22 protein-coding genes are annotated in these 24,192 nt (G+C 64.2%); 9 read left to right on the forward strand and 13 right to left on the reverse strand.

Translation table 11 applies throughout. From position 1 onward, the window contains the following. Positions 1-5: 5 nt before the first annotated feature. Positions 6-956 carry a LysR family transcriptional regulator gene (locus LQR33_RS00565; RefSeq protein WP_231467002.1) on the forward strand — a complete coding sequence of 317 codons (951 nt, stop codon included), beginning with the start codon at positions 6-8 and terminating at the stop codon, positions 954-956. Then, positions 953-2,368: a cryptochrome/photolyase family protein gene (locus LQR33_RS00570; RefSeq protein ID WP_231467004.1), complete on the forward strand. Its 1,416-nt coding sequence runs from the start codon at positions 953-955 to the stop codon at positions 2,366-2,368. Before LQR33_RS00565 ends, LQR33_RS00570 begins: the two co-directional genes overlap by 4 nt. Here the strand turns inward: LQR33_RS00570 and LQR33_RS00575 are convergent. Beyond that, positions 2,358-3,182, reverse strand: coding sequence for an AraC family transcriptional regulator (locus LQR33_RS00575; RefSeq protein WP_221666490.1), 825 nt, complete (start codon positions 3,180-3,182; stop codon positions 2,358-2,360). The two genes, LQR33_RS00570 and LQR33_RS00575, sit on opposite strands and share 11 nt — an antisense overlap. A gap of 96 nt (positions 3,183-3,278) precedes the next feature. Here LQR33_RS00575 and LQR33_RS00580 point away from each other — a divergent pair, with 96 nt between their 5' ends. From LQR33_RS00580 to LQR33_RS00600, 5 genes are all read left to right on the forward strand, one after another. Then, complete coding sequence (locus tag LQR33_RS00580; RefSeq protein ID WP_231467006.1) at positions 3,279-4,175, forward strand: DMT family transporter; 897 nt, start codon at positions 3,279-3,281, stop codon at positions 4,173-4,175. 566 nt (positions 4,176-4,741) lie between these two features. Further along, positions 4,742-6,388, forward strand: a complete 1,647-nt coding sequence (locus tag LQR33_RS00585) for an NRAMP family divalent metal transporter (RefSeq protein ID WP_166437916.1) — start codon at positions 4,742-4,744, stop codon at positions 6,386-6,388. Between the two features lie 215 nt (positions 6,389-6,603). Then, complete coding sequence (locus tag LQR33_RS00590) at positions 6,604-7,332, forward strand: MgtC/SapB family protein (RefSeq protein WP_021477736.1); 729 nt, start codon at positions 6,604-6,606, stop codon at positions 7,330-7,332. 235 nt (positions 7,333-7,567) lie between these two features. After that, on the forward strand, positions 7,568-9,094 hold the full coding sequence (locus LQR33_RS00595; protein ID WP_221668337.1) for a fumarate hydratase: 1,527 nt from the start codon (positions 7,568-7,570) through the stop codon (positions 9,092-9,094). 226 nt (positions 9,095-9,320) lie between these two features. Next, complete coding sequence (locus LQR33_RS00600; protein WP_166437918.1) at positions 9,321-10,091, forward strand: class I SAM-dependent methyltransferase; 771 nt, start codon at positions 9,321-9,323, stop codon at positions 10,089-10,091. 61 nt (positions 10,092-10,152) lie between these two features. Here the strand turns inward: LQR33_RS00600 and LQR33_RS00605 are convergent, their stop codons facing one another. Genes LQR33_RS00605 through tadA form a run of 3 tightly spaced genes read right to left on the reverse strand, consistent with a single transcriptional unit; the run spans position 10,153 to position 11,925 of the window. Next, positions 10,153-10,566 (reverse strand): DUF2721 domain-containing protein, encoded by a 414-nt coding sequence (locus LQR33_RS00605; RefSeq protein ID WP_046157175.1) that lies wholly within the window; start codon positions 10,564-10,566, stop codon positions 10,153-10,155. After that, entirely contained in the window at positions 10,566-11,189 is a 624-nt protein-coding gene (locus tag LQR33_RS00610) for a L,D-transpeptidase (protein WP_221668336.1), read from the reverse strand. The genes LQR33_RS00605 and LQR33_RS00610 overlap by 1 nt, the downstream gene beginning before the upstream one ends. A gap of 1 nt (position 11,190) precedes the next feature. Further along, a complete protein-coding gene (gene tadA / locus LQR33_RS00615) occupies positions 11,191-11,925 on the reverse strand; it encodes a tRNA adenosine(34) deaminase TadA (RefSeq protein ID WP_221668335.1) in 735 nt (244 codons plus the stop codon). Positions 11,926-12,124: 199 nt separating this feature from the next. Here tadA and LQR33_RS00620 point away from each other — a divergent pair, with 199 nt between their 5' ends. Next, entirely contained in the window at positions 12,125-13,135 is a 1,011-nt protein-coding gene (locus LQR33_RS00620; protein ID WP_231467008.1) for a hypothetical protein, read from the forward strand. 19 nt (positions 13,136-13,154) lie between these two features. Here LQR33_RS00620 and LQR33_RS00625 read toward each other — a convergent pair whose 3' ends face one another. From LQR33_RS00625 to LQR33_RS00645, 5 genes are all read right to left on the reverse strand, one after another. Beyond that, entirely contained in the window at positions 13,155-13,424 is a 270-nt protein-coding gene (locus LQR33_RS00625) for a hypothetical protein (protein WP_166437922.1), read from the reverse strand. Then, a complete protein-coding gene (locus LQR33_RS00630; protein WP_231467010.1) occupies positions 13,421-13,813 on the reverse strand; it encodes a phage holin family protein in 393 nt (130 codons plus the stop codon). The genes LQR33_RS00625 and LQR33_RS00630 overlap by 4 nt, the downstream gene beginning before the upstream one ends. Before the next feature lie 5 nt (positions 13,814-13,818). Then, a complete protein-coding gene (locus tag LQR33_RS00635) occupies positions 13,819-14,133 on the reverse strand; it encodes an ElaB/YgaM/YqjD family protein (RefSeq protein WP_021477747.1) in 315 nt (104 codons plus the stop codon). Positions 14,134-14,250: 117 nt separating this feature from the next. Next, on the reverse strand, positions 14,251-15,555 hold the full coding sequence (locus tag LQR33_RS00640; RefSeq protein ID WP_231467012.1) for an MFS transporter: 1,305 nt from the start codon (positions 15,553-15,555) through the stop codon (positions 14,251-14,253). 175 nt (positions 15,556-15,730) lie between these two features. After that, on the reverse strand, positions 15,731-16,630 hold the full coding sequence (locus tag LQR33_RS00645) for a LysR family transcriptional regulator (protein ID WP_231467014.1): 900 nt from the start codon (positions 16,628-16,630) through the stop codon (positions 15,731-15,733). A 139-nt stretch (positions 16,631-16,769) separates the two neighbouring features. Here LQR33_RS00645 and LQR33_RS00650 point away from each other — a divergent pair, with 139 nt between their 5' ends. Next, positions 16,770-18,269, forward strand: coding sequence for an MFS transporter (locus tag LQR33_RS00650; protein WP_231467016.1), 1,500 nt, complete (start codon positions 16,770-16,772; stop codon positions 18,267-18,269). A 260-nt stretch (positions 18,270-18,529) separates the two neighbouring features. On the opposite strand, the gene LQR33_RS00655 is transcribed toward LQR33_RS00650, so the two are convergent. The 4 genes from LQR33_RS00655 to guaA all read right to left on the reverse strand — a co-directional run bounded on the left by LQR33_RS00655 (position 18,530) and on the right by guaA (position 24,188). After that, positions 18,530-19,837 carry a sensor domain-containing diguanylate cyclase gene (locus LQR33_RS00655; RefSeq protein ID WP_221664800.1) on the reverse strand — a complete coding sequence of 436 codons (1,308 nt, stop codon included), beginning with the start codon at positions 19,835-19,837 and terminating at the stop codon, positions 18,530-18,532. Between the two features lie 2 nt (positions 19,838-19,839). Continuing rightward, positions 19,840-20,757, reverse strand: coding sequence for a TIGR02285 family protein (locus LQR33_RS00660; protein ID WP_231467018.1), 918 nt, complete (start codon positions 20,755-20,757; stop codon positions 19,840-19,842). Between the two features lie 88 nt (positions 20,758-20,845). Next, positions 20,846-22,303: a 3-hydroxybutyrate oligomer hydrolase family protein gene (locus tag LQR33_RS00665; RefSeq protein ID WP_221664802.1), complete on the reverse strand. Its 1,458-nt coding sequence runs from the start codon at positions 22,301-22,303 to the stop codon at positions 20,846-20,848. 301 nt (positions 22,304-22,604) lie between these two features. Beyond that, positions 22,605-24,188 (reverse strand): glutamine-hydrolyzing GMP synthase, encoded by a 1,584-nt coding sequence (guaA, locus tag LQR33_RS00670; protein ID WP_221664808.1) that lies wholly within the window; start codon positions 24,186-24,188, stop codon positions 22,605-22,607. Positions 24,189-24,192 lie beyond the last annotated feature (4 nt).

A 24,192-nucleotide genomic window follows, 5' to 3' on the forward strand; every position in this document is an offset into this window, starting at 1 on the left:
ATAAGATGGAACATTTCGCCGCGATACCGATCTTTGTCGCCGTGGTCGAGGCCGGCAGTTTTTCCGCCGCCGCCGAACGGCTGGGGCTGACCAAATCCGCGGTCAGCAAGCGCGTACAGCAACTGGAGGCCGGGCTGAACGTGCGCTTGCTGCAACGGACCACGCGCAGCCTGAGCCTGACCGAGGCCGGCGAGCGTTATTACGACCGCGTCCGCGGGGCGCTGGCGCTGGCCAGCGAGGCGGAGGAGGTGGCCGCTGGTTTGCAGGGCCGGCCGCAGGGCCTGCTCCGGGTGGCGGCGCCGATGGCTTTCGGCCGGCTGCACCTGTCGCCGCTGGCGGCGGAATTCCTGCGCTGCTATCCGGACATCCAGCTGGACATGGCGATGGACGACCGGATGGTGGACTTGGTGGAGGGCGGCTACGACCTGGCGGTGCGCATCGGCAATCTGCCGGACAACCGCATGGTGGCGCGCCGCCTCGCGCCTTGCCGGGTGGTGGTGTGCGCGTCGCCGGACTATCTGGCCGCGCACGGCGAGCCGGCGCATCCGGCCGAGCTGGCGCGGCACAACTGCATCCATTACTCCTATTACCGCGGCGGCGCCTACTGGACTTTTCAGGGGCCGGACGGCGAAATCCGCGTCCAGCCGCGCGGAAATTACCAGGTCAACAACAGCGAGGCGCGGCGCGATGCCTTGCTGGCCGGGCTGGGCATCTGCGAAATGCCCACCTTTATCGTCGGGCCGGACCTGGCGGCAGGAAGGCTCAAGGCGGTGTTGACGGATTATCCCTTGCCCCGCCACGCCATCCATGTGGTGTATCCCGAGCGGCGGCGCTTGCCGGCCAAGGCGCGGGTCTTCATCGATTTTCTCGAAGAGAAGTTGGGCGGCGATCTGCCCTTGTGGGATCGCGGCCTGCCCGCATCTTTGCTGGCATTGCCAAATGGGAAACAGCTATGAGCAAGACTATAGGCAAGGCGCTGGTCTGGCTGCGCCGCGACCTGCGGCTGGACGACCACGCCGCCTTCTACCACGCGCTGAAGCACAGCGAGGCTGTGCTGCCGGTGTTCGTGTTCGATAGCTCAATACTGGATGCCTTGCCGCGCGACGACCGGCGCGTGGATTTCATCTGGCAGAGCGCGGCGGCGTTGAAAGCCGAGCTGAACCAGCTGGGCGGCGACCTGCTGGTCCGCCATGGCCTGCCTGTCGATGAGATTCCGCGGCTGGCGGCGGAGCTGGGCGCCGATGCGGTGTTCTGCAACCGCGACTACGAGCCGGCCGCCCGCGAACGCGACGCCGAGGTGGCGCGGCAGCTGTCTGAGCGCGGCATCGCCTTCCATGACAGCAAAGATCAGGTGATTTTCGAGACCGACGAAGTCTTGACCGGCGCCGGCAAGCCGTTCTCGGTATTCACGCCGTACAAGAACGCCTGGCTGAAGAAACTGACGCCGTTCCACCTGCAGGCCTATCCGGTGCGGCGCTACCTGGCCGCGCTGATGCCGCGCAAGCCTGAGCCCATGCCCAGCCTGGCCGATATCGGCTTCCAATCCAGCGATTTGACCAGCCTGCCCATCCAGCCCGGCGCGGCCGGAGCCGAGGCGCTGTTCGCCGATTTCGCCGGCCGCATCGAGCGCTACAAGACACAGCGCGATTTTCCCGGCGTCAAGGGCGTGTCCTATCTCAGCGTCCATCTGCGCTTCGGCACCATTTCCATCCGCCAACTGGCCTCCTATGCCTGGCACGATGGCGGCGAGGGCGCGATGACCTGGCTGAGCGAGCTGATCTGGCGCGACTTCTACCAGCAGGTGCTGTGGCACCGGCCGGACGTGGTGGAGCACGCGTTCAAGCCGGAATACGACGCGCTGCTTTTCCCCAATGACCCGGAATGGTTCGATGCCTGGCGCGAGGGCCGCACCGGCTACCCGCTGGTGGACGCGGCGATGCGGCAGCTGAACCGCAGCGGCTATATGCACAACCGGCTGCGGATGGTGGCGGCCAGCTTCTTGGTCAAGGATCTGCTGATCGACTGGCGCTGGGGCGAGCGGTATTTCGCCGAGAAATTGCTGGATTTCGATCTGGCCGCCAACAACGGCGGCTGGCAGTGGGCGGCCAGCACCGGCTGCGACGCCCAGCCTTACTTCCGCATCTTCAATCCGGTCAGCCAGAGCGAGAAGTTCGACCCGGATGGCCGCTTCATCCGCCGCTACGTGCCGGAGCTGGCGCGGCTGCCGGACAAACTGATCCACGCGCCGTGGCTGGCCAAGCCGGAGCAGCTGGCGGACGCCGGCGTGAAGCTTGGGCGCGACTACCCGCTGCCGGCGGTCGACCACGCGGTTCAGCGCGAATTGGCGCTGGCCTTGTTCAAGCGCTGAACTCGTCCGGCCAGCCGCCGCTTTCCAGCAATTGGCGGCGGTAGCGCTCCGGCGAGTCGCCCAGCTGTTTCTGGAACATCGCGATGAAGGCCGACGGCGTGGCGTAGCCCAGCCGCGCCGAGATGTCCTGCACGCTGTCGCCCTGCTTCAGCCGCGATAGCGCTTCCAGCAGGCGCGCCCGGCCGCGCCATTGGCCGAAGCTCATGCCCAGCTCGCGCTGGAACAGCCGCGCCAGCGTGCGCTCGGTGCTGAACACGCGCTCCGCCCAGTCTTTCAGCGGCGTGGCGTCGGCCGGGTCCTGGCGGATCGCGTCCAGTATCGGTTGCAGCAGCCGTTGCCGGCTGTCGGGCAGGTAGCTGGCCTCGCGGCCGGATTGCAGGATGCGCTGGCACAGCAGCTCGGCCTGGCGGACGTCCCATGGCTCGGTCGGCACCGTGATCTGGCGCTGGCCGAAATCGTCCAGCAGCGCGCGCACCAGCGGCGTCTGCTCCAGCAGGCAGGTGGAGGGTGGCAATTGCGCGGCCATTTCGTCGCCGACGTAGATCGAGGTGTAGTGCATCGCCTGGTGGATGTAGGCGGCGTGCGGCTCGACCGGCGGCGTCCACAGCAGGTATTGCGCGGTGGCCACCACGCGCCTGTCGTCCAGCAGCAGCTCCATCATGCCCAGATTGATGCGGCTGAGCTGGCCCCAACGGTGGCGATGGCGGGCGAACTCGCTCTTGGGCGTGAAGCGGTGATAGCGGAATATCAGCGGCGCCGGCGCCAGCAGGCTCTGATCGCTGGCGAAGTAGCCGTCGTGGTTGTCGGCGTCCATATTGTCCGGTTTGCCCCAGTGGTTTGTCCGTTTTGAATTATATGCTCCATAACAGACGAATCTAGAATGGATGGGGTAAAGTCGAAGGAGGCTGTGATGGCCATGCTGTTTCCCCTGCTGGCGGTGCTGATCTGGGCCGCCAATACCATTGTTTCCAAGGCCGCCGCCCAGGTGCTGGACCCGGCTGCGATTTCCATTTACCGCTGGCTGCTGGCGGCGCTGGTGCTGACGCCGTTTTGCCTGTCCGTGCTGCGCCGCCGCGCCGGCGAGCTGAAGCCCTGGCTGGGCAAGCTGCTGGCGCTGGCGATGCTGGGCATGGTGATGTTCCAGTGCCTGGCCTACTACGCGGCGCACAGCACCAGCGCCACCAATATGGGCGTGATCACCGCCCTGGTGCCCTTGCTGGGCCTGTTGCTGAACGCCGCCGTGTTTCGCCAGAAGGTGAGCGGCCTGGCCTGGCTGGGCGTGGCGGTGTCGCTGGCCGGCGTGGTTTACCTGCTGGGCAAGGGAGATCCGCTCAGCTTGCTCGCCAACGGCGTCAATACCGGCGACGCGCTGATTTTGGCCGGCGCCGCGTCCTACGCGCTGTACGGCATTCTGCTGCGGCGCTGGGCGCCGCCGTTCGGCGCCTGGCTCAATCTGTATCTGCAGGCCAGCCTGGCGGTATTGCTGCTGCTGCCGCTGACGCTGACCGCGCAGAGCATGGCGATTCCGGCCAAGGGCATCGGCCTGGTGCTGTTCGCCGGCATCGGTTCTTCGCTGCTGGCGGCTTATTTATGGATGCGCGGCATCCAGAAGCTGGGCAGCGAGCGCACCGCCATCTTCATGAACCTGCTGCCGCTGTTCACAGCGGTGTTGGCCAGCGCGCTGCTGGGCGAAACCATCCATCATTACCACTGGCTGGGCGGCGGCCTGATCCTGCTGGGCGTGGCGCTGGGGCAGGGCATGCTGAAGCTGGGCAGCGCGAAAAAGATGGCTTTTGTAAATAAATAACACAATCCATTAACAAAAATTCACCTGAGCGATGTGGCGTTTTATTGCGCTTATAGTTCGAGAGCGAAGGTAAATCCGCGTGTTGGATCGATGCGCGGCCATGCCGTGGCAGATTGCTGCGGGTGGCCGTGATGCAGCGCAAAAACGCATTGTCATCGGGGTGTTGACGTCTATTTCGCGCCAGGATTACCATCGCGGCGTTTTCATAACTGGGGGCTGATGCCTTGGAAAGTTGCAGTAGTAGTTGGTTATCCACCGGGTCGTGCTGACCGGCAAAGGCATCGTCACCATTTCATTGGCCGCTGTCCTGCCGCGAGGCTAGACAGTGCGCATCCCAGGCTCGGCCGCTCCGCCGCAGCCGCGTGCTTACCCCAATACCGTTACTGCTGATGACCGCGTACCGAACCCTGTCGGACGCCTAAATCAGGTTTGCGCATCTTCGCGTTTGCGTGCGCCCGGCGTTTGTCCGCCCGGCCGGCGCAGCCGCGCTCATGCCCGCATGCCTTCGTTTGCTTGAAAAACGACGGGCGGTCCCCGCTTGCGCCGCCTGTTCGGAGACGATGACAATGACTAATAACGTCAAGAACGAAGCTGTACTCGACAGCGCCCACGTCGGAGACATCCGCGGCGCTTTCGGCACCATCCGCCACGGCGACGTGGCCGCCCGCAACAGCGTCTGGCAGCGGCTGCGCACGCTGCTGGCCATCCTGGGCCCCGGCCTGATCGTGATGGTCGGCGACAACGACGCCGGCGCCTTCAGCACCTATGCCCAGGCTGGTCAGAACTACGGCACCTCGCTGCTGTGGACGCTGATCCTGCTGATCCCGGTTTTGTACGTGAACCAGGAAATGGTGCTGCGCCTGGGCGCCGTCACCGGTGTCGGCCATGCCCGGCTGATCCTGGAGCGCTTCGGCAAATTCTGGGGCGCCTTCAGCGCCATCGACTTGTTCTTGCTGAACGCGCTGACCATCGTCACCGAATTCATCGGCATCACGCTGGGCCTGCAGTACCTGGGCCTGCCCAAGGAGTGGGGCGTGATCGCCGCCGCCGGCCTGGTGATGGCCGCGGCCAGCACCGGCGATTTCCGCCGTTTCGAACGCTTTTCGATGATCTTGGTGGTATTCAGCCTGCTGCTGGTGCCGGTGTTCATGATGGTGCATCCGCCGATGTCCCAGATCGGCCATGACCTGTTCGTGCCGGGCATGCCGGCCGGCGGCAAGCTGTCCGACGTGATGCTGCTGATCATCGGCATCGTCGGCACCACCGTGGCGCCATGGCAGCTGTTCTTCCAGCAAAGCTATGTGATCGACAAGCGCATCACGCCGCGCTTCATCAAGTACGAGCGCGCCGACCTGTGGCTGGGCATCGTGCTGGTGCTGATCGGCGCCGTCGCCATCATCGGCATGTCGGCCGCGCTGTTTGCCGGCAAGCCGGAATTCGGCAACTTCCAGGACGCCGGCGCGGTCGCCGCGGGCCTCTCCAAATACCACAGTCGTCTGGCCGGCGTGCTGTTCGCGGTCGCGCTGATCGACGCCAGCCTGATCGGCGCCAGCGCGGTGTCGCTGTCCACCGCCTACGCGTTGGCCGATGTGCTGAACATGAAGCATTCGCTGCATCGCAAGCCATCCGACGCCCGCGCCTTCTACCTGGTGTATTTCCTGCTGATCGCCGGCGCCGCGTCCCTGGTGCTGATTCCGGGCGTGCCGCTGGGCCTGCTGACCAACGCGGTGCAGACGCTGGCCGGCGTGCTGCTGCCGTCCGCTTCGGTGTTCCTGCTGTTGCTCTGCAATGACAAGGAAGTGCTGGGCCCGTGGGTGAACGGCCGCTGGACCAATCTGTTCACCGGCCTGGTGGCGGCGGTATTGGTGCTGCTGTCGGTGATCCTGACCGCGTCGGTATTGTGGCCGGACATCTCCAGCCAGACCATCGTCAACGTGCTGGTGGGCGGCGGCATTATCGGCGGCATCGTGGTGATCGCCGCGCATACCGTCAAGCTGCGCCGCGACGCTGAAAGCGGCGCGGATCTGCGGGAAGAGGTCAAGCCGACCAAGTTGTACATGCAGACCTGGCGCATGCCGCCCTTGGCTCAGCTGAAGCCGATGGCGCTGTCCCGCAGCAACCGCATGTGGATGGCTGTGTTGCGCGGCTATCTGGTGGTGGCTGTCATCATGGTGGTGTACAAGGTGACGCAGGTCGCCTTGCTCGGCCAGTAAGCGTCGGGTTAAGGTGGGGCCGGTGCCGCGCAGAGCGTGGCATCGGCTTTTGCCATGTTAGGGACCGGTGCATGGTGGCTTTCACGGAAAACCACCATGCATGTTCCTTAGTAAGAAACCGGATAACAAGAGCCGTTTGCAAAACCTCGAGAAGTGCCCGTGCCAAGGCACCGGCGCAGAGTCAGGGGTTTTGCCGGCGGCGCTGAGGAGAGAACATGCATTACAACCTGCATAATATGTTTGAGCTGGATTGGTTCGGCCTGCTGCATTCGTTGATCTGCCTGGCCATGGCCTTCGTCTGCGGTACCGTGATCGGCCTGGAGCGGCAATACCGCCAGCGCACGGCGGGCCTGCGCACCAACGCGCTGGTAGCGGTCAGCGCCGCGGCCTTCGTCAATATGGCCTTGCAACTGGATGGCTCCGGCAGCGCGTCGCGGGTGGTGGCTTATGTGGTTTCCGGCGTCGGTTTCCTCGGCGCCGGCACCATCATGAAGGAAGGTCTGAATGTGCGCGGCCTGAATACCGCCGCCACGTTGTGGGGTTCGGCCGCCACCGGCGCCTGCGCCGGCGCGGGCATGCTGGGCCAGGCCATCCTGACCACGGTGTTCGTGCTGGCGGTGAACACGCTGCTGCGGCCGGTGGTCAATTCCATCAATCGCCGCCCGATAGACGACGACGCCAGCGAAGTCACTTACCAGCTATGCGTGATCGCCACCCGCGAGGAGCAGAAGCAGGCGCTGGCCCAGGTGGGGCAATTGCTGGAGAAAGCCAATTACCCAGTGGGCGATCTGGATGTCGAAGCCTTCGGCGACGACGAGGTGGAGATGACCGCCACGCTGCTGGCCACCTCGGTGGATTCCGACGAACTGGACCGCATCGCCGCCGAGCTGGCGGCCAAGCCGTACATCAGCCAGGCTTACTGGAACACCAGCACCAGCGAGTGAGCGCAAGTCTTTCCGGCATCAGCCGCCGCAGCCTTTAGGCGCTGGCGGCTTTTTTGCGCCCGATGCCGGGCGGGATAGCCGGCCGCGCGCCTTGTCCGGGGTCAAAGTTCATGACAGACGGTGTTACAATCAACATTAGGTTTTTAGTTGCCGCAGGGCGCAGCCAGAATCAGGCGCCGGCGGCGGGGTAATCCACGGGCGGCCCCACCGGCGCCCGGTTTCTCGAGACAGCCTTATGACCATCATCCGCCAGGAAGACTTCATCCAGAGCATTGCCGATGCCTTCCAGTACATCAGTTGCTACCACCCTAAAGATTATATCGACGCGCTGTATCAGGCTTACCTGAACGAGGAGAGCGCCGCCGCCAAGGACGCGATGGCGCAGATCCTGGTCAACAGCCGCATGTGCGCGGAAGGGCAGCGCCCGATCTGCCAGGATACCGGCATCGCCGTGGTGTTCCTGAAAGTGGGCATGAAAGTGCAGTGGGACGCCCAGCTCAGCGTGCAGGAGATGGTCAACGAGGGCGTGCGCCGCGCCTACAACCATCCGGACAACAAGCTGCGCGCGTCGGTGTTGCTGGACCCGGCCGGCAAACGCCAGAACTCCAAGGACAATACCCCGGCGGTGGTGCACTTCGAGATCGTCGAAGGCGACCAGGTGGACGTGATCTGCGCGGCCAAGGGCGGCGGCTCGGAGAACAAGTCCAAGATGGTGATGCTGAATCCGTCCGACTCCATCGTCGACTGGGTGCTGAAGACCGTGCCGACCATGGGCGCCGGCTGGTGTCCGCCGGGCATTCTCGGCCTGGGCATCGGCGGCACGCCGGAGAAGGCGATGCTGCTGGCGAAAGAATCGCTGATGGATCACGTCGACATCCACGAGCTGAAGGCCAAGGCCGCGGCCGGCACTGAGCTGTCCCGCGTCGAGGCGCTGCGCCTGGAGCTGTTCGACAAGGTCAACGCGCTGGGCATCGGCGCTCAGGGCCTGGGCGGCCTGACCACGGTGCTGGACGTCAAGATCCTGGATTACCCGACCCACGCGGCATCCCTGCCGGTGGCGATGATCCCGAACTGCGCCGCCACCCGCCACATCCATTTCCACCTGGACGGCAACGGCCCGGCGCATTTGGAAACGCCTAGCCTGGAAGACTGGCCGGACATCACTTACGATCCGTCCAACGGCAAGCGCGTGGATCTGGACAAGATCACCAAGGAAGAAGTGGCCAGCTGGCAGCCGGGCGATGTGCTGCTGCTCAACGGCAAGATACTCACCGGCCGCGACGCCGCGCACAAGCGCATGGTGGACATGCTGAACAAGGGCGAGAAACTGCCGGTGGATTTCACCAACCGCTTCATTTATTACGTCGGCCCGGTTGATCCGGTGCGCGAGGAGGTTGTCGGCCCGGCCGGCCCGACAACGGCTACGCGGATGGACAAGTTCACCCGGCAGATGCTGGAGCAGACCGGCTTGCTGGGCATGATAGGCAAGGCCGAGCGCGGCCCGGCGGCGATCGAGGCGATCAAGGACAACAAGGCGGTGTACCTGATGGCCGTCGGCGGTTCCGCCTACTTGGTATCCAAGGCGATCAAGGCGTCCAAGGTGGTGGGCTTCGCCGACCTGGGCATGGAGGCGATCTATGAGTTCGAGGTCAAGGACATGCCGGTGACGGTGGCGGTGGACTCCTGTGGCACTTCGGTGCATAACACCGGTCCGGCGGAATGGCGGGTGAAGATCGGGAAGATCCCGGTGAATGCGGGCTGAGCCTGTCCCATCGATTGAGGAATGCCGTTCCGATAGGGGCGGCATTTTTTATGGCGCATCGGCCGTGTTGGGGGGGGAGAAACGATAGTCTGTTGCAGACTAGCGGCACAGATAGATCGTCTGCAGCATATTTTCATTTTTTATCTTGCAAATCTTTGACTTACGGCATAAATACTGAAAATGTTCACGGCATTGTTTTAGTGTTTCTACCTAGCGAGTAATGAATATGGAACTCGGTTCCGTCGCCACCTTCAATCTGTACCCGGACTTGTATGCGCGCTTTCGCCCATCCTATCCGGAGGAACTGTACGATTGGCTGCTGCAGCTGTGCCCGGGGCGCGGACGCGCTTGGGACTGCGCGACCGGCAGCGGCCAGACCGCGGTGAGGCTGGGTGAGAGTTTCGCGCGAGTCGACGCCACCGACATCAGCTCGTCGCAGCTGTCGGCGGCCGAGCCGCACAATCAGGTGTATTACCGCGAGTGCCCGGCCGAGGTGACGCCGTTTGACGACGATTGCTTCGACCTGATCTGCGTGTCGCAGGCGCTGCATTGGTTCCATTTGCCGTCGTTCTGGCCGGAGATGCAGAGGGTGCTGAAGCCGGGCGGCATCTTCGCTGCCTGGGGCTACCATCATTGCGTGGTGTCGCCGGAGATTGACCGCGCCTGCAGCGTGCTGTGGTCGATCATCGAGCCGTTCTGGTCCAGCCGTTGCCAGCTGCTGTGGGACGACTTCCGCGGCAGCGGCTGTCCGTTGCCGCTGCTGAAAGCGCCAAGCTTCACCATCAGCAGCGACTGGACGCTGGATCATTTCTTGGGTTTCCTCAACACTACCTCGGCCAGCAAGTTGTGCAAGCAGGCCCTGGGGGAGAGCATCCTGGACGATTCCTGTCAGCGCATCACCCGGGCCTGGGGGCCGCGGAGCCAAGTGCGGCGCGTCGATCTGCCTCTGCACGTGATGGTGGCGCGCAAGGATGGCGCGACTGGCCTCATCGGCTGATCCAGCCTAATCGACGTAAAAAAGCGCCCGATCGCGGGCGCTTTGTCGTTTGCGGCAAGGGTCAATGGCGGCGGTCGTATTCCGCCTGCAAGTCGGACAGCAGGATGTTGAGCGCGTCCGACGAACGCACCAGCTCCAGCAGCGACACCGCCAGCGAGGCGATCATGCACAGCAGGCTGGCGCCGAAGGTGACTTCCCCGGTCGCCTGCCAGCCGGTATAAATCTGGAACATCGCCACCGTGCACAGGAACAGGCTGGCGATGCCCATGAACTGCATCCACTTGATCAGCGTGATCCGGGTGCGCAGGTTGCCGATCTGGCGCAGGATTTTTGGGTCCTGGCTGTCGCGGTATTCCTCGTATAGATTGCGGATGATGCCCGCCAGGCCGAGAAAACGGTTGGTATAGGCTAGCAGCAGCAGCGAGACGGCGGGGAATAGCAGGGCCGGGGTGGCCAGATTCAGAGCGGAGTGCATCAGGAGTTCTCGTCTATCCATACGTCGGTGCCGTTGGGCGCGGCATCGAACAGTTCAATCACATCGCGGTTTTTCATGCGGACGCAGCCCAGCGAGCTGGGCCGGCCCCATGGTACATGATCGCCGGCGCCGTGGATGTAGATGGCGCGCTCGTAGCTGTCGACATTGCCGCCCTGGTTGAGGCCGGGCTCCTGGCCGCACAGCCACAGGATGCGGGTGAGGATCCAGTCCTTGTTCGGGTATTGCGCGTGCAGCTCGGGGGTGTATTTCCACGGCGTCACCTGGCGGCGGAAGATGATGGTGTTCGCTTCCGCGCCGTCGCCCAGCTTTTCGCACACGGCGTGCCAGCCGCGCGGGGTCTGGTAGCTGCCGCTGGTTTCGCCGACGCCGTTCTTTGCAGTCGACACCACGTATTCCTTCTGGACTCGCCCCCAATCGTCGAGCAGGCGCAGCGTCTGCGACTTGACGCCTACCCAGATCCAGGGCGAGCCGTAATGGCGGGCGTTGGGATAGGTGGCTTGCAGCGGGCCTTCGGTTTGCGCCTGCAGGATCAGCGCCGCGTCGTCGGCGGCCAAGCAGGGCTGGGTCAGGCTGGCCAGCAGAATGGCGAGTCTCACGCGCATTTCATTCCTCCCCGGCGGATCGGCGCCGCTGGCGGAAGAAGGCGGACAACTGTTCTGCGCAGGCCTCCGCCTCCACGCCGCCGAATACCGCCGCATGGTGGTTGAGCCGCGCGTCGGCGAACAGATTGACCGTGCTGCCCGCCGCGCCAGTCTTGGCGTCGGCGGCGCCGTAGATCACGCGGGCGATGCGCGCGTGCAGGATGGCGCCGCTGCACATCGGGCAGGGCTCCAGCGTCACGTACAGGTCGCAGCCGTCCAGCCGGTAGTTGCCCAGGCGAGTGGCCGCGTCGCGCAGCGCCTGCATTTCGGCATGCGCCGACGGATCGTGCCGGCCTATCGGCTGATTGTAGCCGCGGCCTATGATCTCTCCGTCTTTTACCACCAGCGCCCCCACTGGCACCTCGCCTTCGGCGGATGCTTGTTCGGCCAGCGCTCTGGCCATGTCCATGTAACGCCGGCGTTCTTCCGCGCGCGGTGGCAGGGCCACCGGGGGGTGTTCGGACAGCTGGCGCAGCAACGCCACCTTGTCGCCTTCTGCCAGTTGTTGCCAATGGATGCCTCGCGCCGCGGCTTCCAGCGCGAACAGCAAGCGGCGGGTCGCGGTGTGGCCAGCGGCTTTCAGCAGGAGGAAGGCGGTAACGGCGCCGCGTGCGAGCAGTTGCTGACGGGTGTGGATGTCCAGCTCGGCCAGCCAGGCGATGGCGGCGGGAGGCAGCGGAGGGGAGGTGAGCGTCACGGAATCTGGCAGCGAGAGGGTTGCGGCAATACCGTCATTATCGCGTGTTTCCCGCCGTGAACCAAACCCGGAGAATAGCGTTATGGTGATTCTATGCCCATCATGCCGTGAAGAATTTTTTATGCTTCTGTGGCTGATATTGGCATAAAGAAATCGCGGATGTTGACGATATGATTGGAAAACACCAGAAAGTCGGCCCATGTCCGTGATCTCATCTCCGTCAGGCCCCAGCATCTGGCGGCAAAGCCTTTTCCCGGCAGCGCTGTCTAATAGCGCGAGCCAGCCTTCCTCCCCCGCGTCTTCCGCCGTCAATGGCGACGCCGATGCGCAGAGTCCATTGCAGCCCAAGCTGCCGGATCCGCGCAGCGAGCTGCAAAAATCGCTGAGCCAAGGTTTGCAGGACTATATGCAGAAGCTGAAAGTGGATCTGAACCGCCCGGTGAAGCGCCAGAGCAGCGAGGCCGACGCCATGCAGAAAACCGTGCTCAAGCAGCGGGTGGAGGGGCTGCGCCGGATGATGATGATGGCGCATGACAAGGCCAGTCTGCGCGCGCTGGCTTCCGAACTGGCCCGTTTGGCCAAGGAGTTGAAGGGTTTGGTGGAGAGCATGAGCCAGAACTCGGCCGATAGCCAGATGACGGTGAGTGTCGGCGGCGATCAGGCTGCGGGCGACGCGGCGTTGCAGGGTAGCGGTGCGGACGGAGTCCAGAGCTCGGACGGCGCGGCATCGTCGTTTGTCGGCGAGGCGGCATCTTCCGATGAGGGAGGCGGCGCATCCTCCGGGGCCGATGCCGCATCGGCGCAGCAGGCTAGCAACGGACAGAGCGCGGCCGACCGCACGGCAAGCGATGCGAACGCGAAGGAGCAAGGCGGCGGTGCCCAGCCGGCAGGAAACAGCCAGGCCCAGGCTGCCGATCCCCGTGCGGCGCAGCAGAGCGCGCAGTCCGGCGGCAAGGGCAATCCGGTGGCAGGGGATTCTGACATCCTGGAAATGCAAATGACGCTGAAAATGGTCAAGGAGTTCATCAAGCAGCAGATGCAGCAGATGAAGGACAAGCGGGAAACGCAGGACGATCTGCAGAGCGCGGAAAAGGCGCTGGGCGATGTCGACAAGATACTCAAGGGCGGACCGGAGGCGGAAGCGGCGATGGGGGAGCAGATGAGCGTCAACATCAGCGATGTCGCAAGCAACATCAATGTGACCGCCTGAGCCTCGAACGCTGCGGACTTCAGCGCGCGAAGGCGCGCCGGACAATCCGCCAGATCACCCATAGCCGGGCGCCGCCCTGCAGCCAGCGGCGCAGGCGCGGACTCGGCAATAGTTTGCCCAGCGTTTCCAGCGTCGAACCGACCCAGCCTTCGCGCCACAGCGAGAAGCCTGAGCCGGCCAGCCGCATCGGCTGGAGCAACCTTTGCTTCTCCAGCTTCAGTTTGACGCGCAGGGCTTCCCCCTTCATCACCAGCAGCTGTTTCTTCAGTTCCCGGTCCTGCGGCGTCACGCGCGCTCCCCGCCAGGGCCCAAGGCTGTCCAGTCTTTCCGGATTTCCTCGAGGGTGGTTGAGAACGGCGCGGCTTGCCGCCTCAGGCGCCGGCGCAGGCCCAGCAGCAGCGCGATGCCGCCGCCGCACAACAGCAGGGCGAGGCTGGTCATGACGGCGATTCGCCACTCCTGCGGCGTCAGCGCCCACAGGGCGAGCACCGCGGCGATCAGGCCGCAGCCCAGCAGAACCAGGCCCAGCATGCCCTGCAGCAGATTGCCGACGATCTCGTCCTTCAATTCCTGGGCTTCCAGCGCCAGCAGCTCGGCGCGGGTCAGGAACAGCGACGCCAAGCCGCCCGCGAACGAGCGCAGGGTGCCGGGGCGGGGGGCTTGGGCGGGATCGGACATGGGGCTCAGCGGCGGGAGACCAGCATGCCCAGCAGGAAGGCGACGCCGGCGGCGATGCCGATGGATTTCCACGGATTGTCGTGGACGTACTGGTCGGTGGCCTTGGCGGCTTCCTTGGCCTTGCCTACCACGGCGACTTCTGCGTCGCGCAGCTTGGCCTTGGCGGTGCCCAGCTTGTCGGAGAGGCGCTTGCGCAGCTCCTTGGCGTGCTGGCTGCCATCATCGACGGTAGAGTTGATCAATTCCTCGGTGCTGTTCAGCACCTGGCGCACATCATCCAGCAATTGCTCTTTTTCCTTGGCGCTAGCGGCGGTGGACATGACTACCTCCTGGCGAATATTGAAAATAAAGCGATCCGGCGCGACGCGGCATGGCCCGCCGCGCCGGAGTCCAAGCTAACAGGCCGGCGTGGCCGAGTCAAACCGCCGCGCGGCGGTCTACCCATGTTGGTAGAGCGCATCGTCCAGCGAAGGTTCCTGCGGGCTTTGGGCCGCGCGGACGCAGAGCAGGCCGGCCAGCGCCATCAGCGCGCAGTAGAGCACGCAGATCCATGGGCTCCAGGGCATCGCGGCGATCAACAGCAGCGGCGTGACGCTGGCCCATGCCGAGTAGGCGACGTTGTAGGTGAAGGAAATGCCCGATACCCGCACCTCGGCCGGAAACATGGCCACCATGATGGACGGCACCACGCCGACGATGCCGCAGCACAGGCCGGCGAAGGCGTAGGCGAGGCCGGGCCAGCCCCAGCCGGCGATCAGGTCGGCGTACAGCGCGGCGATGCCGACCGGCAGCAGCAGGCTGTAGAGGATCAGGCTGCGGCGCTGGCCGATGCGGTCGCAGACATGGCCGGCGATCACGCAGCCGATGTTGAGAAACACGATGCCCACGCTGCTGAGCGCGAAGGCGCGGTCGGCGTGCATGCCGAAGCGTTGCTGCAGCAAGGTGGGCGTCACCACCACCAGCACCACCACCGCGGAGGTGAGCACGCAGGTCAGCGCGGCCGCCGGCAGCAGCGTGTGCTTATGCTGACGCAGCACGTTCAGCAAGGGGTAGGCGGCGCGCTCGTCCTGGCGATCCCTCATTGCCAGGAACACCGGCGTCTCGCTCAGCCAGCGCCGCAGCCAGACGCCGAGCAGGCCGAATGGGCCGCCCAGCAGGAAGGGGATGCGCCAGCCGTAGTCCAGCATCTCCTGCGGCGTGAACACGCGCGCCAGCAGCGTGGCGGTCAGCGCGCCCAATAGATAGCCGAAGGTCAGGCCGGCTTGCAGCACGCCCAGCGCGTAGCCGCGGCGGCCTCGCGGCGCGTGCTCGGCGACGAAGGACCAGGCGCTGGGCACTTCGCCGCCCACCGCCGCGCCCTGCAGGATGCGCAGAGACAGCAACAGCAGCGGAGCCAGGATGCCGATGTCGGCGTAAGTGGGCATCAGGCCGATCAGCAGACAGGGGCCGGCCATCATCAGGATGGTGAGGCTGAACACGCGCTTGCGGCCCAGGCGGTCGGCGAAGTGGGCCATCAGGATGCCGCCCAGCGGCCGAGCCAGATAACCAGTGGCGAAGATGCCGAAGGTTTGCAGCAGGCGCAGCCATTCGGGCATGTCGGGCGGGAAGAACAGCTTGCTCAGCGTGGTGGCGAAGAAGGCGAAGATGATGAAATCGTAGATTTCCAGCGCGCCGCCCAGCGCGGCCAGGCCCAGGGTCTGGTAGTCGGCGCGGGTGAGCGGGGTGGAGCGGGAGTCAGTCATGGATCAATCACGGAGTGCTGGGATGCCTGTCTGCGGCATCGCTATGGTAAAGAGCGAGCCAGGCCTTGGCCGGAGGCTCGTTCGCGCATGGCCGCCAGTTTAGCGCGGGAATCGCATCCTGCGGGAATAATCATATTCTGTTTGCATTTTTCGTCCGAATGAAATCAGGTCCGCCTTATCGGGTGGGCAGCAGGTTTTCCGCAAGAAAGTCGATGAACACCCGCTGTTTGGGCGGCAGATGGCGGCTGGCGGGCCAGACGGCGGAGAACTTTCCGGGTTCGGCCGCCCAATCCTCCAGCACCGGCCGCAGGCGGCCGTCGCCCAGCTCGCGGCGGACCGAGAAGTCCGGCAGCCACGCGATGCCCAGGCCGTCGCTGGCGGCGGCGGCCAGCGCTTCTATGCTGTTGCAGCTGAGAAAGGCGTTCGGTTGCGGCGGCGAGCCAGCCGGGACGCGCAGCGCCCATGGCTGCAATTGGCCGTTGTAGGGAAAGCGGTAGCGCAGGCAGGCATGGGCCTGCAAATCATCGGGCCGCTGCGGTTCGCCGCGGCGGCGGAAATAGTCGGGCGAGCCGACCAGCACGAAGCGGAACGGCCCCAGTAGCCGCGCCTGCAGCCTGGAGTCGTCCAGTTCGCCGCTGCGCACTGCCACGTCTACGCCTTCCGCCACCAGGTCCACCATGCGGTCGCTGAAGTCCAACTCCAGCGTGATTTCCGGGTAACGGGCGTGGAATTCGGGCAGCAACGGCGACAACATGCGGTGTCCGATCAGCGGCAAGCTGACTTTCAGGCGGCCGCGCGGCGCGGCGGCGCTGTGCGCCAGTTCCGCCGAGGCCTCGTCCAGTTCCGCCAGGATGCGGCGGCTGCGTTCGAACAGCAGCAACCCTTCTTGGGTCAGGCGGATGCGGCGGGTGCTGCGGTGAAACAGCCGCGCCGCCAGCTTGCCCTCCAGCCGGCTGACGCTTTTGCTGACGGCCGAGGCCGAAATGCCCAAGCGCTCGCCGGCGGCGACGAAGCTGCCCAGCTCCGCCGCGCGGACAAAGGCGAGCAGGCCGCTCAAGCTGTCCATGCCATTCATGCCGCGCCTCCTTTGCTGACAAAATTTCATTAATTAAATGACATTATGCCTGTTTTTACATGCAATTGCCCTGCCTATCATTTGCCGCATCAAAAAACGCGCTTGGCGATGGCCGCGCGCTGGATGAAAGGAGAGGCGAATGCAAAGAAAGCAAATGGAACGGCATGGTGGGAAATGGTCGGTGCTGGCAGCGGTCTGCTTGGCCGCGCTGGCGATGCCATGGAGCTTTGTCGGCGGCGCGGTGGCGACGCCGGCCATTGGGCGGGAGCTGGGCGGCAGCCCGCAGGCGCTGGGTTGGGTGACCAGCGCCTTCATGCTCAGCTTCGGCAGTTGCTTGATGGCCGCTGGCGCGCTGGCCGATCAGTATGGCCGCAAGCGCCTGTTCGGCATCGGCATCGGCTTGTTCGCGGCGTCGTCGCTGGCCATCAGTCTGGCGCCGGATTTGTGGTGGCTGAATGGCTTGCGCGCCGCGCAGGGGCTGGCCGCCGCCGCCGCGATGGCTGGCGGTTCGGCCGCGTTGGCGCAGGAATATGAAGGAGAGGCGAGGACGCGCGCCTTCAGTCTGTTGGGCACGACTTTCGGCTTGGGGTTAGCCTTTGGCCCGCTGTTGTCCGGTGGCCTGATCCAATGGCTGGACTGGCGCGCCATCTTCGCCTGCGGCGCGGCGATCGGTGCGGCGGCGCTGTTGCTGGCGCTGCCGCGCATGCGCGAATCGCGCGATCCGGATGCAGTGGGGCTGGATTGGCCGGGCGCGCTCAGTTTCACCTCGATGCTGGCCTTGTTCACGACCGCGCTGCTGCAGGGGCCGCAGCAGGGATGGCGCAGCCTGCCGGTGATGGCGCTGCTGGCGGGAGCGCTGGCCTTGCTGCTGGCCTTCATCTGGCTGGAGCGGGGAGCGGCGCGGCCGATGCTGGATTTGTCCTTGTTCCGCTACCCGGCCTTTGTCGGCGTGCAATGCCTGCCGCTGGCAACCAGCTATTGCTATGTCGCCTTGCTGGTGCTGCTGCCCTTGCGCTTCATCGGCGTGGATGGGCAAGGGGAGGCCGAGGTGGGCTTGTGGATGCTGGCGCTGTCGGCGCCGATGCTGGCGATGCCGTCGCTGGCGGTATGGCTGACGCGCTGGCGTTCAGCCGGCTTCATTTCCGCGGCGGGCTTGCTGACGGCTGCGCTGGGGTTGGCCGGCCTCAGCCAGGCTCAGGCGGGCTCGCCCGCCATGGCGCTGGCGCTGCTATTGATCGGCGGCGGCAGCGGATTGCCTTGGGGGCTGATGGATGGCTTGTCGGTCAGCGTGGTGCCCAAAGAGCGTGCCGGGATGGCCAGCGGCATTTTCAGCACCACCCGGGTGGCGGGCGAGGGCATGGCGCTGGCCGCAATAGGCGCGTTGATGGCAGGCCTCACCGGCAGAGCGCTGGCCGATGCCGGCCTGAACGCGTCGGCCGCCGCAGTGCAGCGGCTGGCGTCGGGCAATTTGTCGCAAGCCCATGCGCTATTGCCGATGGCGGACATCGGACGGTTGATTCATGCCTATGACTGGGCTTTCCAGCGATTGCTGTATCTGTTGATCGCCTTGACGCTGTCGTCGGCGTTGATGGCGCTGGTTTTGCTGGAGCGCGGCAAGGGTGAGGCAGGCGTTGCCTGACGGGGGCAATGAAAAAAACGCTCCGCATGAGTGGGGCGTCGGGCCTAAGGAGCTTGCTCCATTTGATGGCCAGCTTTGCGTGCAACAATTTGATTTTAATTTGGACTATTTTGAACTCAGGCGGCGCCATGAAGACTGGATGCGTGAAGTTGAGGCTTCGGCGCCGTGCACGTCCATTGACAAGCATCTCAAGTGAGGGCTGCTTGGGAGCGAAGAGCGCGACGCTCTTGCTTGCGTGCGAATCCGAATTCCCTTCAAGCTCAGCTCTCAATATCCGGGGCTTCCGGGCAGACTCTGTTGCGCCCCCCCTCCTTGGCCTGATACAGGGCTTCATCTGCCCGCTTCACCAGATCGTCCGCTGTTTCTCCCTTGCGCAGAACCGCAACGCCGAAGCTGCTGGTCTTGCTGCCAATCTCGGCAAAGACATGCGCTTGCACGCTGGCGCGCAAGTGCTCGGCCAGGCGCAACGCCTGTTCCAGAGTGGTCTGAGGACAAAGTATCAGGAACTCTTCGCCACCCCAACGACCGACGGTGTCGGTCGCCCGCGCCGCGCGTCTCAAGATGCTGGTGAATTCCCGAAGCAGGATGTCTCCAACCAGATGTCCACGGCTGTCGTTGACGGACTTGAATTTGTCGATGTCGGCCAGGATCACCGCAAGCGGGCGGCTGTCAGGGTCGGCCAGCGGGATGGCGCTCTTGAAAGCCTCATCCAGGCCTCGTCGGTTGACCGCGCCGGTCAGCTTGTCGGTTATGGCCAGCTGGGCTAGCTGCCGGTGAGCTTCGAGCAGCTCGGTCGTTCGCTGCGTGACTTCCTGGCTCAGGATCTCGTTGTGGCGAACCTGGAATTCGTGCGCGGTTTGGAGTCGGCCATAGGCATCGTTGAGCCTATCGACCAGCACGCTCAGCTCATCGTACGGCCCCTGCGGGCCACGGCGCAGCACAAAGGGCGTGAAACGCTTCCCCGGCTCGAAGGACTTGGCGAACTCCGCCATCTGCGTCAAATGTCGCGTGATCATCCATGAGATCAGCAAGAGGATGCTGATCGAAGTCACCAACGACTTGCCGCCCTGTGTCGCCAACACGATGCCGATGCGATCAAGGGTGCGGCGATAGAGCGTGTGCAGATTGGGCTCAATGTAGATCTTGCCGACGACCACTCCATTGCGCCGCAAAACGTACTCGAAGAGCCTCCCCGCGTCGGGATCAAGCTTCCCGGTTTTCAGCGCGGCCGACTGGCTGGGGCCGTAGTGGATCGTGGCGCCGGCGACCCAGGGCGAATGACCGATGCCATCGAGCTGCACCTGCATGCCGGCGACGTTGAAGTTCCAGGCCGCATCGGCAAGGCCAGGCAGCTGGCTCTGTTCGATGTAGCGCATGCCCTGCTCGAGTTCGGACACATCGCTTCGGTAGTCGAAGAATAGTTGTACAGAGGTCGCGATTAGCGCTGCCGTCGTGCTGATGCCGATGATCCAGACCAGCATGCGTCGCGCAAGTCCACGCGGGGCGAGGAAAATCAAAAGGAAATTGCGCAGTCGGGCGCTATCTCTGGTCTGGCGATTTGCGTCCATGCTTACTTGGCCTGTCTACGAAATGGCGAATAGCGGGCGTAGACCTCCTCGTACCGTTTGGCGGCTTCCGGGTCAAGCAAGCGGGCTTCCGCTTCGATCCATGGCGGACGCCTGCCAGCCTTGGCGACGATCTCATTGACCCGCTTGACGATCTTTCGTCCCCACGGTCCCTTGGTGCAAGCCGCATACCCTAGCGTGTATTCAGAATGGCCGGCGATTGGAAGGTAAATAAATTCGACTGATGTGGGCAGTTTCAAATGCCTGGCGAACCAATAGACCTCGTCCGGATAGGCGATGATGTAGTCCACCCACCCGCTGGCCAACTGGCTGAAAGGCGCCACGTCGTCGGCGCTCGTCTGGAGGATGTTCTTTTGTCCGGCCGCAGCCGTGAAAGCCGACAGAATCACAGGGGGATATCCCCGCATCTCTTGGCGGACGGTGGTCAACGATATCTCATGCATCAGCCGGGCGATGTCTACGGCCCCGTCGGCATTGCGGTAAGCCGCCAGGCGGGCCGCCCGATCGGATCGCACGACGACGTAATACGGCAGCACGAATTCGACCGGCTTGCTGAATTCCATATACGCTTCACGCTCGCTGGTTTTGAGCAGGCTAGGCTGGCAAACGTGCTGGTCCTGCTTCATCAGGCCGGAGACGCGAGCCAGGCTGGCGCGTTCGATCACGCTGTTGTACTCGGGCGTGCGCTCAATGAAATATCGCAGAAAAACGTCAGCGTACCCTTGGCCCTTGTCGGGGCCGTCGGTGATGGTGACCGGTGGATTGCCCGGCATTTGCCATCTGATGGTGTTGTCGTCGGCCCGAGCGTTGGCGCTTATCATCAGATGGCACAGCGCCATCCCTGCGCCAATGAACGTCCAGAAAGAAGCGGCTCGCATCTTCCCGGCGGTGGCTTTCAACATTTCCGTATTCCTTTAAATACACTTGCGATCGTACCTATTGTCCCTGGGGCGACGCGACATCCGCCCGCAAACCCCGATGGGGCGTTTCTCAAGGCGCCAGCAAATTTGGGCAGTGCCGCAGTTGCGCTGGCGCATCGCTGATTGTGCCGCCGCGAGCGACGCACTGGTCGGGCGGTAGCGGCGTTTTCCGTTCGACAAAGCGGACAAGCAGGTCGAAGGCATGCTGCGCGTGCGGCTCGATCAGCTCAAGCTGAGGGAATGTGTTCGTGTAGCTCTCGACATGATTGCCGTTCTGGATCTCGTAGAGGCGATAGGCTTGGGCGTGCTTGCCGCCTTCCGCGGCAACCAGCCGCGCATAGGCTCGCGCATGGTGGTCGATGGGCAGCAGCGCATCCATGGTGCCGGCGACCGTGATCAGCGGACGCTTGATCTTGCCGCTGGTGGCGATGGCCGCCACATTGCGGCCCACTGTCGAGGCGGACAGCCTCGCCAAATAGTTGTACCTGCCTAGCCCAGCGCCATAGGTGTTGTAGTCAGGATCCAAGCGTTTTTGCCATTGGCACTGCGTGGGCTGCCAGAATGAGCCATAGTGATTGCCCCATAGTGAGACCCGGCCATTCGCTGTGTCGGCGGCGAGATCGGGTGGATAGCCGGCCGCCATGATGTTCAGCGCGGCGGTGCTGGTCGGCGAGCGGCCGGTGGCGAGATAGTCGGGGTAGTTGAGGATCGCCGGTGGCAGGCCCGTCAGCAGGTTCGGCCCGCGGGGATCGACGAAAGTGCCCGCCCACTCCACGCCGCCGTCGAAGTATTCCGGCGCGGTTTCGATCGCGCGGCGCACCTGATAGCCGCCGTTCGAGGTGCCGACCGCATAGGTATAGCGTGGCTTGTGGCCATACTGCGCCTCTACGCCGCGGTGCGCGAGATCGGAGGCCATCACCATGAAGTCGCGCCAGCGGGTGAATTCCTGGCCAGGATCGTCGTCGTAGTAGTGGACATAGTGCGGATCATCCGGAGGCCCGGTTCGGCAGGCTAGCGGATCCGCCGCCGTGCTCGCGTGCGCGCTGAGCACGCCCTTGTTCTGCGATGCATAGGCATAGCCCTGCTGCAGCACGTAATCGCTCCAGACGAAGTCGCCGTTGAATTCGCTGCGGGCGCCGGAGGCGCCGGCAACCACGAGGCGGCCATTCCAGTCCTTGGGCAGCCGCAGCAGGAAGCGCGCCTGCCCCAGCGGATCCTTGGCGAAGCGAGCCTGAATCTGCAGGCCGGGGACCGCTTTCTTGATGGGCGGCCTGCGGGCAGGATCCGCCACGAGTATGTCGCGGTCGGCACGCGGCATGAACGCCAAATCAGGCAGGCCGGGCAAGGAGTTATCTTTTGGCGTAGTGCTGGGGTTTCGGGTCGTCAGATCGGGGCTTTCGACGCAACTGGCGTCGGCGAGCTGAGGGCCTAATTTTCGGAGCAGGCGTTCGCAGGAATGCTGCGCGCCGGCAGTGGCCGCGCCGGCGAGGATCAGCAGGGCAAGGGCAGTGGCCGTTGATTTCCACATGACTCGTTTCCTTGGTTTGATGTTTCAGTAGCCGGCTTGGCCGTAATCGCTCGGCAACCCAACGGGCACGCAATGCCATTGGTGATGCAGAATAACTGAATCGTTTATCCTTTCCTAGACACCTCAAGAGCCTTGCGCCAGGTCTAGTAAGGAGGCGTCATGAGCAAGTCGCAGTCCACCCCCGACTCAAGAGTGTCTAGAGCAGCAGGGCCGATGAAGATGTTGCCAAACGGAAAAGAAAAAAGCCCGCAATTATGCGGGCTTGTGAATGTTTTGGCGCCTGTAGGCGCCAGACGTCAGATCATTCCCACTCGATTGTCGCCGGCGGCTTGCCGCTCACATCGTAGACCACGCGGTTGATGCCGCGGACTTCGTTGATGATGCGGTTGGACGCGCGGCCCAGCAGGCTGTACGGCAGCTCCGCCCAGTGCGCGGTCATGAAGTCGCTGGTCACCACGGCGCGCAATGCGACGACGTAGTCGTAAGTGCGGCCGTCGCCCATCACGCCGACCGACTTCACCGGCAGGAACACGGCGAAGGCTTGGCTGGTCAGCTCGTACCAGTTCTTGCCGGTCTTCTCGTCGACAGTGTTGCGCAGCTCTTCGATGAAGATGGCGTCGGCCTGGCGCAGCAGGTCGGCGTATTCCTTCTTCACTTCGCCGAGGATGCGCACGCCCAGGCCCGGACCCGGGAACGGGTGGCGGTAGACCATGTCGTGCGGCAGGCCGAGCGCCACGCCCAGCTGGCGCACTTCGTCCTTGAACAGCTCGCGCAGCGGCTCCAGCAGCTTCAGGTTCATGTCTTCCGGCAGGCCGCCCACATTGTGGTGGCTCTTGATGGTGTGCGCCTTCTTGGTCTTGGCGCCGGCCGATTCGATCACGTCCGGGTAGATGGTGCCCTGGGCCAGCCACTTGGCGTTGGTCAGCTTGCCGGATTCGCGGTCGAACACTTCGATGAATTCGGCGCCGATGATCTTGCGCTTTTTCTCCGGGTCGCTTTCTCCGGCCAGCTTGGCCATGAAGTCCGCTTCGGCCTGCACGTGGACAACCTTGACGCCTAGGTTCTGGGCGAACATTTCCATCACCATCTTGCCTTCGTTCAGGCGCAAGAGGCCGTGGTCGACGAAGACGCAGGTGAGTTGATCGCCGATGGCGCGGTGGATCAGCGCGGCGGCCACAGAGGAATCCACGCCGCCGGACAGGCCGAGGATCACTTCTTCGTCGCCGACTTGTTCGCGGATCTTCTTCACCGCTTCGTCGATGTAGTTCGGCATGGTCCAGCTGGGCTTGCAGCCGGCCACGTGCAGCACGAAGCGGTGGATCATCTCGGTGCCGCGCTTGGTGTGGGTCACTTCCGGGTGGAACTGCACGCCGTAGAAGCCGCGGGCTTCGTCCGCCATCGCCGCGTACGGGCAGGACGGGGTTTCGGCGATCACCTGGAAGCCGGCCGGCAGCGCTGTCACCTTGTCGCCGTGGCTCATCCAGACGTCGAGGAAGCCGTTACCGGCGTCGTCGATCTGGTCCTGCAGGCCTTCCAGCAGCTTGGAGTGGTGACGGGCCTTGATCTGGGCGTAGCCGAACTCGCGCTTGTCGCCGCTTTCCACCTTGCCGCCCAGGGTCTGGGCCATGAACTGCATGCCGTAGCAGATGCCCAGCACCGGCACGCCCAGCTCGAACAGCTTGGGATCGGCCTGGTAGTCGGACTCGTACACCGAGTTGGGGCCGCCGGACAGGATGATGGCCTTGGGCGCGAAGGCCTTGATCTCTTCGATGGGCATGTCGAAAGAATGAAGCTCACAGTAAACGTGAGCTTCGCGTACGCGGCGGGCGATCAGCTGGGTGACCTGAGAGCCGAAGTCGAGAATGAGGATCTTGTCCATGCCTATCCTT

Origin of the sequence: Chromobacterium piscinae (genome assembly GCF_021129175.1) — a bacterium.
Lineage (GTDB): Bacteria > Pseudomonadota > Gammaproteobacteria > Burkholderiales > Chromobacteriaceae > Chromobacterium > Chromobacterium piscinae.